This window comes from Actinoplanes sp. NPDC049802 (genome assembly GCF_040656595.1).
Classification (GTDB): domain Bacteria; phylum Actinomycetota; class Actinomycetes; order Mycobacteriales; family Micromonosporaceae; genus Actinoplanes.
The window spans coordinates 39580-51967 of record NZ_JBFAMR010000042.1; the positions used below are offsets into that span (position 1 = coordinate 39580).

Consider the following 12388-nt stretch of genomic DNA (forward strand, 5'->3'; position numbering starts at 1 on the left):
GTCCCCGCCGACCTTTCAGGCGGGGACCGGCCTTCTCAAGCGGCGACCGGCACGGGGGCGGCCGGGGTGGCCGGTTCGAGCGATTCCTGCCAGATGGCCCAGCGGGTGTCCGGGCCGAGGGACTTGGCCCGGTACATCGCCAGGTCGGCGCGGTGCACGATCTCGTCGTGGGTGAGCCGGCCGGGCTCGGTGACCGCCACACCGATGCTGGCCGCCAGGGTGATCAGGCGGCCGTCGACGACGATCGGGCCGAGGGCGGCGGCGATCCGCCCGGCCACCTCGTACGCGTCCTCGGGGCGGGCGACGTCCGGCAGCACCACCGCGAACTCGTCGCCGCCGAGCCGGACCGGCAGGTTCGGCGGTGCCACGCATCGGCGCAGCACCTCGGCGAATTCGACCAGCACCCGGTCGCCGGACTTGTGCCCGAGCGTGTCGTTGATCTCCTTGAACCCGTTCATGTCGATGACCAGGATGCTCATCCGCCGCCCACGGGCCAGGGCCCGGTACGACGTCTGCCGGAACATGGTCCGGTTGGCCAGCCCGGTGAGACCGTCGGTGAGGGCCCGCTCGTCGCTCTCCCGCTGGACCAGCGTCTGCCGGTACAGCACGAGCACGCTGAGCGCCGCGCCGCCGAGGGCGAGGCCGCCCCACGGGAAGAAGGCGCGGTCGTTGCCGGCCTGGGCCAGCATCAGCAGCTGGGCCACGGCGACCGCGAAGAACGGCAGGTAGCGGCCCACGCCGAGGACGCGGCGCGGCTCGGTGGCGGCGGCGAACCCGGCCCGGCGCTGCGACACGGCGGCCGCCGCGAGCAGGGCGTCCGCGGTGATCCAGGCTACGAACTGCCAGGAAGCGGGCATCTCGGTGCCGTCGTGGCCGCTCAGGTAGGCGTGCGTCGCGTCGCCGACCAGCAGCACCAGCGTGCCGGCGGTGAGCAGGCGCAACGGTCGCTGCGCGGTCTCGTCGGCGCCGCGCAGCAGGGCCCGGGCCACGCTGAACAGCAACAGCAGGTCGCCGATCGGGTAGACGGCGGCGCTGACCAGGATCTCCGGGGAGAACCCGTGGCGCCGGTCGACCATCGGGCCGATCGCGGTGAACCAGAACACCACCGAACCGCCGACCATCACGGTCGCGGCGTCGATCGCGGTCTTCAGCCGCTCACGGCCACCGGTCGGGGCGAGCGGGAACCGCTGCAACGCGATGAGCAGCGCCACCACGAACACCACGTGCGTCGCGTCGTCCCAACTGGACGAGACGCCCTCGTCGAAGAGGACCAGCAGCGGCACGGTGACCACCAGCGTGGCGAAGCAGGCGGCGACCGCGCCCCACGCCTGCCGCAGCCGCGGCGGCAGGGCCGGCATCCGGGCCGCGCGCACCGCGGCGACTACACCGAACACCCCGAACGCGAACCGGGCGCCCTGGGCGGCCTGCCCGTACCACGCGAAGTCGTCGACCAGGTTGAAACCGGACAGCACCAGGATCACGGCGTAGAGCAGGCCCAGGCCGGCGTAGACCGGGGGCAGGCCACGGGCCGGGCGCCGGTGCCGCGACGGCGGCACATGTCGGCTCCGAGTTCGCATCACGCCGCCTCCTCCACCCGTTACTGGACGCGGTGTTGATCGGTCCCGCACGGACCGACTTGAGAAGCCGGGCCGGGAGGATCCACACGGGCAGCGCGACGGCGCCGGTCTTCGTGGAGGACGGTGGTGGAAGGCCGGCCACGGCCGGCCTTCGCCGGGCTCAGCTGGGTCCGGTGTACCTGAACGAGGCGAACACCACGTCGGCGCTGTGCGTGAAGCCGAGACGGCCGTAGAGGCGGATCGCGTTCTCGTTGTCGTGCACCGCGTGCAGGAACGGCAGCTCGCCGCGGGCCAGGATGCCGGCCGCCACCGCGAGCGTGAGCCGGGCGCCGAGGCCCTTGCCACGGAACTCCGGATCCGTGCAGACCGCGCTCACCTCGGTCCATCCCGGCAGCCGGAACCGCTCGCCCGCCATCGCGATGAGGCGGCCGCCGGAGTCACGGATGCCGAGGTAGCGGCCCATGTCGACGGTGCGTTTGAGGAACGGGCCGGGCTCGGCGCGAGCGACCAGGTCGAGCATCTCGGGCACGTCCTTCTCGGTGAGGACGACAGCCTCCGGATCCTCGACGCCGGACATGCTCTGGCCGATCATCTGCACGCCCGGGGTCACCCGGTCCTGCTCCCACCCCGCGCGCGGGGTGATCGACGGTCCGGTCAGAAGGGCGTAGTCGGTGATCGTCGCCAGATCGCGCCAGGCGGCCGGGTCGGCTGGGTCGCTCAGCGCGGCGAACGGGGCGATCTCGGGCAGGAATCGGGCGGCGTTGCCCGCGGCCTCGGCGAAACACGCCTGCGGCCCGGTGAGGGCGGCCCACACGGGGTTGTTCAGCACACCCCCGACCCTGCCCCTTCCCGGCGGGTCGCGCCAGTAGATATCCGTCTAACCACCCGCACGCTTATCTGTCGGGTTCCGTCATACGGTTGCCTCCTGGCGCACCGGCGGCATCGTGGCGAGTTCCGGGATGTCGGCCGGCCACAGCGGCCTGGCGAAGTGGTAGCCCTGGCCGTACTGGCAGCCCATGGCGTCCAGGGCGGCCCGCTGAGCGGCCTCCTCGATGCCCTCCGCGACGACCGCGAGATCGAGGTTGTGCGACAGGGTGACGATCGCGTCGACCAGCGCGTGCTGCTGCCGGCTCGTGACAATGTCGTCGATGAACGATTTGTCCAGCTTGAGGACGTCCACCGGCATCTGCCGAAGGTAGCTGAGCGACGAGTAGCCGGTACCGAAGTCGTCGATCGCGATGCGTACGCCCATGGCGCGCAACCCCTTGAGGTCCGCGAGCACCTTGTCGGCGTCCCGGAGCACCAGACTCTCGGTGATCTCCAGCAGCAGCCACTCCGGCCGCGCCCCGGTGTCGGCCAGCGCCCGGCGCACCTGGTCGGCGAAGTCCGCGGTCCGGAACTGCCGCGCCGACACGTTGACGCTGACGTACCGTAGCGTGGTCTGTGGGTTCTCCGCCCGCCACTGGGCGAACTGCCGCAGCGCCTCGCGCATCACCCACGAGCCGATCCCGACGATCGCACCGCTCTCCTCGGCCGCCTCCACGAAGAAGAACGGGCTGAGCAGACCCCGGGTGGGATGCTGCCACCGGACCAGCGCCTCGACACCGGTGATCCGCTGGTCGCCCAGCTCCACGATCGGCTGGTACTGGAGCACGAACTGCTCCTCCTCGATCGCCTCGTGCAGGGCCGTACGCATCTCCAAGCGTTCCACCATCGCGGTGTGCAGGTCGCTCTGATACCGCTGCCAGCCGCCCTTGCCGTTGCCCTTGGCCAGGTAGAGCGCCAGGTCGGCGTGCCGCAGCAGCTCGGTGGCCGACTCGGCGTCCCGGTTGGTGGCCACGCCCAGGCTGGAGGCGCCGCTGACCATGTGCGTGCCGCCGGCGGCGTCGAACACCTCGATCGGCGCCTCCAGCGCCTCCACCAGCCGGGCCGCCACGCTCTCCGCGGCGCCGACGGTGTCGCTCTGCTCGACCAGGATCGCGAACTCGTCGCCACCCATCCGGGCCGCCGTGCTGCCGGTCCCGATGATCGACGAGATCCGCCGCGCCACGGCGAGCAGCAGCTGGTCGCCGACCGCGTGCCCGAGCGTGTCGTTGACCTCCTTGAAGTCGTCCAGGTCGACGAGGAGCACGCCGAGGGTGGCGCCGTCCCGCTCGGCCACGCAGAACGCCTGCTCCAGCCGGTCCTTGAACAGCACCCGGTTGGCCAGCCCGGTCAGCGCGTCGTGGAACGCCTGGTGGGTGAGGTCGCTCTCCAGGCCGCGGCGCGCGGTCACGTCCCGCAGCGTCACCACGACTCCACACACGGTCGGGTCGTCCAGCAGGTCCCGCAGGTCGCACTCGAGCTCGACGGTACGGCCGCCGACACCCAGCGCGGTCAGCTCGACGTCGTCCAGGTCGCCTCCCGCGGACCGGAGCCGGTCCAGGACGTCCTGGATGGCGATCAGGTCGGCCAGCACGAGACCGGTCGGGTCGGTGCCGAACAGGTTCGCCGCGGACGGGGTGGCGTAGCGGATCACCCCGTCGCCGCCGAGGATCAGGATGACGTCGGACGCGCTCTGGATCAGCGTCCGGAACCAGGCCTCGTTCTCCCGGCGGCTCACCTCGGCGGTCAGCGCGATCCGCTCCAGCACCACGGCGATCTGCGCGCCCAGCGTCTCGAACGCCGGCCGCACCACCTGCAGGTCGATGTCCCGGGCCCCGATCGCCATGATCCCGATCCGCTCGCCGGGCAGCTGCTGGGTGGCGTACAGCGCGTGCGGGAAACCGCCCGAGCTCACCCCCTCCGGCAGGTCGGCCGCCGCCATCAGGTACACCGCGACCGTCGTCGTTCCCGGCGCCGGCTTCGGCAACTGCAGGTGGTAGGCCTGGCCGGCGGGCATCAGCCGGGCCACCGCCTCACGGATCGCGACGACCACGTCCTCCTCGGTGGCGGCCGCGTTCAGCAGATCCCCCGCCTCCCGCAGCGCCCGCTCCCGGCTGACCGCCGCCCGCTGGGCCCGCGCCAGGTCCCCGACCCGGCCCAGCACCAGCAGGAACATCACGGCCGCGGCGCCCGCGATCACCGGCGCGTCGACCACGCCGGAACGGGCGATCTCCGCGTCCCGGCCCTGCGCGTACTCCACGGCCAGGACGGCCGGCGCGATCAGCGCGGCCGCGCTCAGCCAGAACAGCCGGTGCCGGCCCATGCCCGCGGCGAACCGCTCGCTCCGCTCGGACAACGACCGCATGGACGGCGACAGCGCGGCGAACCCCATCGCCGAGTAGAAGACGATCCAGCCCAGATCGACCGGGCCGCCCAGCGCCCACGCGCTGTTCAGCTGCGACTGGCCGTAGAAGACATCGGACACCAGCAAGCCGACCATGGCGACGCCGAGGGTGGCGACCGCGCCCGGCCGGCGGTTCTCACCGGTCAGCATCCGCAGGATCACCGCCAGCACCAGCACGTCGCCGAGCGGGTAGCCGATCGAGACCAGCTTCTCCAGCACCGACATGTCCTCGGCCCGGGTGAACGGGGCGATCCAGTACACCCAGGTCAGCAGGCCCAGGCCGACCGTCGGCACCAGCGCGTCCAGCAGCGCCGCCCGGTTGGCGTCACCGCCGTTGCGGTCCCGTACGAAAATCAGGAAAGCGGCCGTGAGCAGCGGGTACACCAGCAGGTAGAAGACGTCCGCGAGCCCCGGGAAGCCGGGTTCGTGGCCGAGCGCCAGCAGCAGGTTGTACCAGTTGTCGCCGGTGTTGAAGAAGACCAGCGCGGCACTGATCAGATACCACGGCAGCCGCCGCGCCGGACGGTGCAACCAGACGCCCAGCAGCACCATCGCGGCACTGGAGTAGCCGAGCGCGGCCCAGGTGTAGAGGTGGCTGTCGGGGAAGGCGTAATAGACACCGGCGAGAGCCAGGATCCAGACGCCGAAGCACGCGCGTACGGCTCGCGTCGACAAGGCGTACTCCGATCGTGAGGCGGCGGGGTTGCCGACTCGCCGTATCGGATCCGCCGGGACCGACCTGAGACGGCCCGCCCGGTCGCAACCGTCCGGCTACCGATCCGCCGCCATCGCGTCCACCAGGCGCCTCGCCGAACCGGCCAGATTCCACCGGTCGGCCAGCGCCAGCAGCGCCTCCGGGTCCCGCGGGGCTTTCGGCAACGCCGCGTCGAAGGCGGGCAGCGGCACGTCGAGTGCGACCCGGCAGACCGGCAGGGCCCGGCCCAGGTACTCACGGGAGGCGAGCAGTCTCGTCCGCACGCCGGGGGCGAAACCGGCGCCCGGGTCGTCGAGGGCGGCCAGGATCTGGTCGACTCCGCCGTACCTCTCGATCAAGCGGGCCGCCGTCTTCTCGCCGACGCCGGCCACGCCCGGCAGACCGTCGCTGGGGTCACCGCGCATCGCGGCGAAGTCCGCGTACCACCGCGCCTCGACCCCGTATTTCGCCCGGACCAGGGCCTCGTCGGCATCCTCGAGCTTGGCCACGCCCCGCCCGCAATACAGCAGCCGGGTCCCGCGGGCGTCGTCGACCAGCTGGAACAGGTCACGGTCGCCGGAGACCACCTCGACCGGGGCGGGCTGGCTGTGTGCCAGTGTGCCCAGCACGTCGTCGGCCTCGTAGCCCTTCACCCCGAACGCCGGGATGCCGATCGCCTCGAGCGTCTCCAGCAGCACGGGGATCTGCCGCTCCAGCGACGCCGGCACCTCCTCGACGTCACCGTGGGCGACCCGGTGCTTCTTGTACGACGGCACCAGCTCCACCCGCCACGCCGGCCGCCAGTCCGCGTCCAGCGCACACACCAGCCGGTCCGGCCGGCGGGTGCGGATCAGCTGGGCGAGCATGTCGAGGAAGCCGCGAATCGCGTTCACCGGCTCACCGGCCGCGGTCTGCGCCGCCTTCTCCGGAATACCGTGAAAGGCACGGAAATACAGGCTCGGGGCGTCGACGGCCAGCAGAGGTCTCACCGCCCCACCCTAGGACGTGCCTGGCGAATCACCCAAGTGGCGATCTCCGGAGGGTGGCCCGCGCCGCGCGCCCGTCACGCCTCTGCCGGGCGGGCGCTTCACCCATTCCCGGTACGGGCGCCGCCGCGCCCGACCGCAGCCGGGGCCGCCCCGTCCGTGCCCCGCGACCGCACTGCCGCTCCAGGCCGTGGCGCGACCACCGGGCTGATCCGGTGGCCCGGCGGTCCCCGAACCGGATCATCAGCCGGTCATCTCTGTGAACGGAATGTTTCCGGCTCGGCTTTGATCTTTTATGTTCAGCCACAAGAAATTCACGAACGTCATCATCTCGCGACGCTCGGCTCCCGTAGATCTCTATCGTCCGATTCGGACGACACAAAGGAGCCGTAACATGCGCCTCTTCCCCCGTCCCCTGGCTGCCGGCCTCACCGCCGGCCTGATCACCATCGGTCTGCTGGCCTCCCCCGCCCAGGCCGCCCCCACCGGCATCCCGTCCAAGGCCACCGCCCAGACCTACCTGAGCGCGTTGACCGTGGCCGCCGAGGCGAACGCGGGCACCTACGACCGCGAACTCTTCCCGCACTGGATCACCATCTCCGGCACCTGCAACACCCGCGAGACAGTGCTGAAGCGGGACGGCGCCAACGTGGTCACCAGCTCGGCGTGCGCCGCGACGTCCGGTTCGTGGTACTCCCCGTACGACGGCGCCACCTGGACCGCGGCGTCCGACGTCGACATCGACCACGTGGTCCCGCTGGCCGAGGCGTGGCGTTCCGGCGCCAGCGCCTGGACCACCAGCAAGCGGCAGAGCTTCGCCAACGACCTCACCCGCCCGCAGTTGATCGCCGTCACCGACAACGTCAACCAGTCGAAGGGCGACCAGGACCCGTCGACGTGGCAGCCGTCGGTCAGCTCGTACCGCTGCACCTACGCCAAGATGTGGATCGCGGTGAAGTACCACTGGTCGCTGCGGCTCCAGTCGACCGAGAAGACCGCACTCCAGACCATGCTCAACACCTGTTCCAGCTGACTCCGGCCGGCCGGTCCCACCCGGCACCGTCCGCCGGCGCCGTTCAGCCTGGCCGGCGTGCGCCCGCACTCAGGTGACAGACCTTCTCAGCTGGTCGTGGGCGCTGTCTCCGAACGTTCGGGACAGCACCCACGCCCAGCCGGAGACCACCCGGGACCGCCTGGCACTCCGGCGAGCGCCCACCACCGCACCGCTGCCATCATGGGTCGGTGACGTTCGACCTGGGCCGGATCACCGACAGCACGGCGTGGACGTCTCCGGACGCCGCGTCCTTCATCCCTCCGTACCTGTCGACGTATGCATACGACGGGGCGTTCTCGGAGGGCCTTCCCGCGTTCGACGTGAGTCATGACGAAACATCGCTGATCTACGGCACGAATTGGGGCTTCACCTGCACTATGCCCGGTGTCGAGGTGCCCCCGGAGCACGAGATCGCCGTCCCGATGGGTCACACACAGCTGTACATCCTGGAGAAGCGTGCCGTGGTGGCCGCCGGCGGTGCGGTGATGCGGATATGGCCCGCGGCCTGCCCGCCGGACAGCAATCAGCCATGGCGGCTGATCGTGCCGCAGACCGCCCAGCAGAGGTTCCGTAACGAGACTGCCGCGCCGGGCGTCGAGGCCGGGATCATCGATGCCGTGGATCTCGCCACCCGGCTGGGCAGCCCGGTACTGCTGGCCCGGCAGGTCGGGGAACGCTACTGGCACTGACCCGCGAAGCAGGCCCGGCCGCCGGCAGGTCCGGAGACCGGGCCGCGTCATCGGACGACGGAACCGGTCACGGTCATCCCCGGCCGGCTCACCGGCGGGGTTGTCGGATTCCGCGATCGTCTGCACGGGGGTGTTGGAGCCGGCCGCGGTGGCTTCGGCTACCGCTCGCAGGAATGGGTCATTCCTGCGAGGGCCGGGCCGCCGTTTCGCAAGCGGTCAAGGACTGACCGCATTGGCTGTGAGGCTCTGGGCATGATCGATGATGTCCTGCTCGCGCCGCAGTCGGTTCCCGCCGGTGGCGCCGTGCTCAACCCGTTCGTGATCGTGGACGACGCGGCCAGCCTGATCACCTTCGTCAGCGAGGTCTTCGGTGTCGCCGAGACCATCGAAGCCAGAACCCCCATGCCGGACGGCAAACTCGTCCATGCCGAGCTGCGGCTCGGCACCGTCAACCTCATGGTGGTCGACCGCCTCGACGGCTGGCCATCAAGACCCGGCCTGCTTCAAGTATGGGTCCACGACGTGGCGACTGTGCTGAACCTGGGCACAGCGCGCGGCGCCACCACCGTTACCCAACCGATCCCGTTCTACGGCGAGACGACCCTCGCCAGGATGCTCGACCCGTGGCACAACATCTGGTGGCTCTGGGCGCCCGCACCGGGCCAGCCCGACCCGACCCCGGACTGGGACAGCGGGTCCGACCCGGTCTTCACCACGCTGGACTCGACGCTGAGGTCATTGGCGTTCTGATTTCGGTCTCACTACTTTCCCAAGACGAGGTCTACTTTCCCAAGACGAGGTGGAGCCGGTCCGACGCACGCGGTATGAGCGACGCGAAGCGCGCGTGCCCAAGGCCGGTGGCCACTCGCTCTCTGCGCCCTGATTGATGCGCTCCGGGCACCGCCCGGCGGAGAAACCGCCGAGCGGTGCCCCACCGGCCTACTGTGGTTGTGGGGTACGCAACCACACCCGATCCGGCCCGCCACCGCAGCTCGTACACCTGCCGACGGGAAATACCCAGCTCTCCAGCAGCCGCGTCCGCCGCCGCATGCCCGACGGCATCACCGTCGGCCAGCCGGCCGATCACCTCGGCCCGGCGTATCGCCAACCGCCACACCTCCGAAGGCGCAGTCAGCACTCCGCGTTCCGTCACCACACCTGGGACGTCCATCGCCGATCCTCACCGTCGTGCACAGGAAACACGGGTCAAATCGACGTTAATGCATAGGAATCCGGTCCAGCCAGAGGTCTGAACTCGACTGCACCAACCCGGCTCCACCTCGGCGGCCCGTGCACAGGAGTTCGGACTTCGACAGGGGTGTTGGCTGATCGACCACCGGATCAATTTCATACCGCGATCCTGGTCCCGCCCGGCCGCCCGCGTAATGAGGAGAACAAGCCCTCCGGGGTGGGGCTTTCCCTACTGTGCGCCGAGGAGCGCCAACGTACGCTGATCGGGCCCGTCGTAGTAGCGGTCGAGCACCCGTTCGAAGAGCTCCGGGTCGTCGGCGGCGCGGGCGAAGAGTGTCATCGACGAGCGCAGTTTCAGGTCGTCGGGATATCCGAGGATCTCTTCGGCGGTGCGGCCGCGGTGCTCCAGCATCGCTTCGGCGCACTGGAGCAGCCGCGGTCCCAGCAGGGGGTGGACGAGATAGTCACGAGCTTCGCCCAGGTCGGTTATGGCGTAGGTGCGGGCGGTCGGGCTGGAGCCCAGGCCGGCCAGTTGCGGGAAGACGAACCACATCCAGTGGGTGCGTTTCCGGCCGGCCCTCAGCTCGGCGAGAGCCTGGTCGAAGACGCCCTCCTGCGCCCGTACGAACCGGATCAGGTCATCCACGCGCGCGCCGCGTCTCCCGGGCGTTGGCTTTCTGGATCGCTTCGACCAGCTCCGATTTCGTCATCTTGGAGCGGCCGGAGATGTCCAGTTTGCGGGCCAGCCCCAGCAGATGTTCCTTGCTGGCGTTGGCGTCCACGCCGCCCGCGGTCGGGGCTTCGGTGTCGCGCCCGCCGGCGGCCTTGGCGTCACTCGGCCCCTTCTTCGCTTTCGGCTCCCAGTGGTCGCCGACCTTCTCGAAGGAGTGTTTGACCGCGGAGAAGGCGGTGCGGTGGGCGCGCTCGCCCTCGCCGTACTGGTCGACGGCGGAGTCGTGGGTCTTGACGAAGGTGTCCTGCGCCTTCTTCGGGGAGCGTTTGAGGGTCTCGGGTAGTTCGTCACGTCCAGGCATACCCCAGACGTTGCCCGCGGCGGGTTCCGGCAAACTCGGACCCGCTCGGCGGTGACGGTGCCTCAGGGGCGTGTCAAAGCTCCTTCGGCGCGGTGCCGAAGCGGGCGAACCGGACGCCGGAGGCGGTCGGGCCGGTGCGTCGGGCCACCCCGAGGCCGCTGACGCCCTCGACCGCGACCTCGACGATGTCGGCGTCGGCGAAGAGCACCGTCTCGCCGCCGGCCGGCATGGTGAGGATCAGCTCGCCGTGATCGCGGACCTCGCCGCCGGCCGCGGTCAGCCCGGCCGCGCCGCTGATCAGGTAGGGGTCCAGGTTGGGGTGGGGGGTGGCGATCAGCCTGTCCTGCCGTACCGAGAGGACCCAGGGAAGGCTGAGCGAGCCCGCCCAGACCGACCCGGGGCTGGCTTCGGCCTCGCCGAGGCGGGCGAGCACGCAGCGGCGGCCGGCGGAGTCGACGAAGGCGACCGTGGGGCCGAGGCGGCCCCGTCCGAAGGCACCCCAGGCGCGTGGTGTGAAGTGGAGGCCGTCATAGCCACCGATCGCGTAGTCGACCTCGTCGCCGCTGGAGACGAGCAGCACCCAGGCCCCGTCCAGCGGGAAGAGCCGCGGGCAGCCCATGGTGACCTGTTCGCGGGAGACGATCACCCCGTCGTAACTCCAGTGCAGGAGGTCGGCGGAGTGGTATTGCAGGACGGTGGCGACGCCGCCGCGCATCGTGGCGCCGAGCAGCATCCGCCAGCCGCTGCCGGCCCACCAGACGTAGGGGTCACGCATCTCGGTGACGCCGGAGGGTGGCCCGGCTATCAGCGGCCCGGCCGGGTCGTCGAGCCAGGCGGTGAAGCCGGGAGCCGCGACGGCCCGGGAGACCGCCCCGCCGGGCCGGGTGTGGAAGAGGACCGGCCCGTCCGGTCCGGGCACCACCGCGCCGCAGCGGGCCGTTCCGGGGCCGCCGGGCGGGGCGGCCACCGCCTGCTCGGTCCACAGGATGAGGTCGTCGGAGACCGCGTAGCCCCAGGCCGGCGCCTCGCCGGTGAGGTGCTCGTAGAAGAGTTGGTAACGGCCGTCGGCCGGGAGGACGCCGAAGAGGTCGCCGACCTGGCCGGTGCGGGGGGTGAAGTGCAGCCGGGGCCGCGCTACGCGTTCCATGCCTTTGCGTAGCATCCGGCGGTGTCACGGCACCAGTGGGGACAGCTGCCAAAGCGGTGAAACGGTTAACCTCAAGCGTGCCTTACACACCGGGTGAGACAGCCGAACGGCTCGGCGTCAGCATCGACACCATCCGCTACTACGAGAAGATCGGGTTGCTGCACGGCATCCAGCGCAACTCGAGTGGCCGCCGGATCTTCTCCGACGACGACCTGTCCCGGCTGGGGCTCCTGCGCTGCCTGCGTGACTCCGGCATGCCGATCTCCCGTCTGCGGCGCTTCGCCGAGCTGCTGCAGGCGGGTGACGAGGGTGCCGAGCAGCGGACGGCGCTGTTGCGTGAGCACGATCAGGAGATCGACGCAAAGATCGAGCAGCTGCGCCGGGAGCAGCGACGAGTCCGGGAGAAGATCGCATGGTATTCGTCAAGAGCTTGACCTTCGACTGCGCGGACGCGCTGGTGGTGGCCCGGTTCTGGGCCGGGGCGCTGGGCGGCGAGCTGGACGGGGAGTCGACCAGCGGCAAGGCGCTCGTGAAGGCGCCCGGCTGGGGCGCCCCCACGTTGTGGTTCCAGCGGGTGCCGGAGCCGAAGACCGCGAAGAACCGGTTGCACTTCGACCTGCGCGCACCGGGCGGGGACGTGGCGGCCGAGGTCGCCCGGCTGACGGGGCTCGGCGCCACCGTGGTGACGCCGGGCGAGCTGACCGTCATGGCCGACCCCGAGGGCAACGAGTTCTGCGTGGAGGCGTGA

12 protein-coding genes and 1 pseudogene are annotated in these 12388 nt (G+C 70.8%); 5 read left to right on the top strand and 8 right to left on the bottom strand.

The genetic code is table 11. The features are described 5' to 3' along the window. Positions 1-35 precede the first annotated feature (35 nt). The 4 genes from AB0I88_RS26115 to AB0I88_RS26130 all read right to left on the bottom strand — a co-directional run bounded on the left by AB0I88_RS26115 (position 36) and on the right by AB0I88_RS26130 (position 6528). A complete protein-coding gene (locus AB0I88_RS26115) occupies positions 36-1577 on the bottom strand; it encodes a GGDEF domain-containing protein (protein ID WP_361029731.1) in 1542 nt (513 codons plus the stop codon). Between the two features lie 160 nt (positions 1578-1737). After that, positions 1738-2406, bottom strand: coding sequence for a GNAT family N-acetyltransferase (locus AB0I88_RS26120; RefSeq protein WP_361029733.1), 669 nt, complete (start codon positions 2404-2406; stop codon positions 1738-1740). An 81-nt stretch (positions 2407-2487) separates the two neighbouring features. Beyond that, positions 2488-5520: an EAL domain-containing protein gene (locus AB0I88_RS26125; protein ID WP_361029736.1), complete on the bottom strand. Its 3033-nt coding sequence runs from the start codon at positions 5518-5520 to the stop codon at positions 2488-2490. Positions 5521-5616: 96 nt separating this feature from the next. Further along, a complete protein-coding gene (locus AB0I88_RS26130; protein WP_361029739.1) occupies positions 5617-6528 on the bottom strand; it encodes a 5'-3' exonuclease in 912 nt (303 codons plus the stop codon). A 391-nt stretch (positions 6529-6919) separates the two neighbouring features. On the opposite strand from AB0I88_RS26130, the gene AB0I88_RS26135 reads away from it, so the two are divergent. The 3 genes from AB0I88_RS26135 (at position 6920) to AB0I88_RS26145 (ending at position 9018) form a co-directional block, all read left to right on the top strand. Then, positions 6920-7558: an HNH endonuclease family protein gene (locus AB0I88_RS26135; protein WP_361029741.1), complete on the top strand. Its 639-nt coding sequence runs from the start codon at positions 6920-6922 to the stop codon at positions 7556-7558. Positions 7559-7767: 209 nt separating this feature from the next. Then, positions 7768-8268, top strand: a complete 501-nt coding sequence (locus tag AB0I88_RS26140; protein WP_361029744.1) for a hypothetical protein — start codon at positions 7768-7770, stop codon at positions 8266-8268. Positions 8269-8520: 252 nt separating this feature from the next. Beyond that, positions 8521-9018, top strand: a complete 498-nt coding sequence (locus AB0I88_RS26145) for a glyoxalase (RefSeq protein ID WP_361029747.1) — start codon at positions 8521-8523, stop codon at positions 9016-9018. A 211-nt stretch (positions 9019-9229) separates the two neighbouring features. Here AB0I88_RS26145 and AB0I88_RS26150 read toward each other — a convergent pair. From AB0I88_RS26150 to AB0I88_RS26165, 4 genes and pseudogenes are all read right to left on the bottom strand, one after another. Then, a pseudogene (locus AB0I88_RS26150) lies at positions 9230-9439 on the bottom strand (transposase); the annotation flags it as partial. A gap of 249 nt (positions 9440-9688) precedes the next feature. Beyond that, positions 9689-10105: a DUF1810 domain-containing protein gene (locus AB0I88_RS26155; RefSeq protein WP_361029750.1), complete on the bottom strand. Its 417-nt coding sequence runs from the start codon at positions 10103-10105 to the stop codon at positions 9689-9691. Next, positions 10098-10493 (bottom strand): ChaB family protein, encoded by a 396-nt coding sequence (locus AB0I88_RS26160; RefSeq protein ID WP_361029753.1) that lies wholly within the window; start codon positions 10491-10493, stop codon positions 10098-10100. Before AB0I88_RS26160 ends, AB0I88_RS26155 begins: the two co-directional genes overlap by 8 nt. Positions 10494-10566: 73 nt before the next feature. Then, the gene (locus AB0I88_RS26165) at positions 10567-11640 is read right to left on the bottom strand and encodes a glycoside hydrolase family 32 protein (RefSeq protein ID WP_361029756.1); all 1074 of its coding nucleotides are present in this window, start codon (positions 11638-11640) and stop codon (positions 10567-10569) included. A gap of 77 nt (positions 11641-11717) precedes the next feature. On the opposite strand from AB0I88_RS26165, the gene AB0I88_RS26170 reads away from it, so the two are divergent. Together AB0I88_RS26170 and AB0I88_RS26175 are read left to right on the top strand one after the other, a co-directional pair. Then, positions 11718-12074, top strand: a complete 357-nt coding sequence (locus AB0I88_RS26170; protein WP_361029759.1) for a MerR family transcriptional regulator — start codon at positions 11718-11720, stop codon at positions 12072-12074. Continuing rightward, positions 12053-12388: a VOC family protein gene (locus tag AB0I88_RS26175; RefSeq protein WP_361029762.1), complete on the top strand. Its 336-nt coding sequence runs from the start codon at positions 12053-12055 to the stop codon at positions 12386-12388. The genes AB0I88_RS26170 and AB0I88_RS26175 overlap by 22 nt, the downstream gene beginning before the upstream one ends.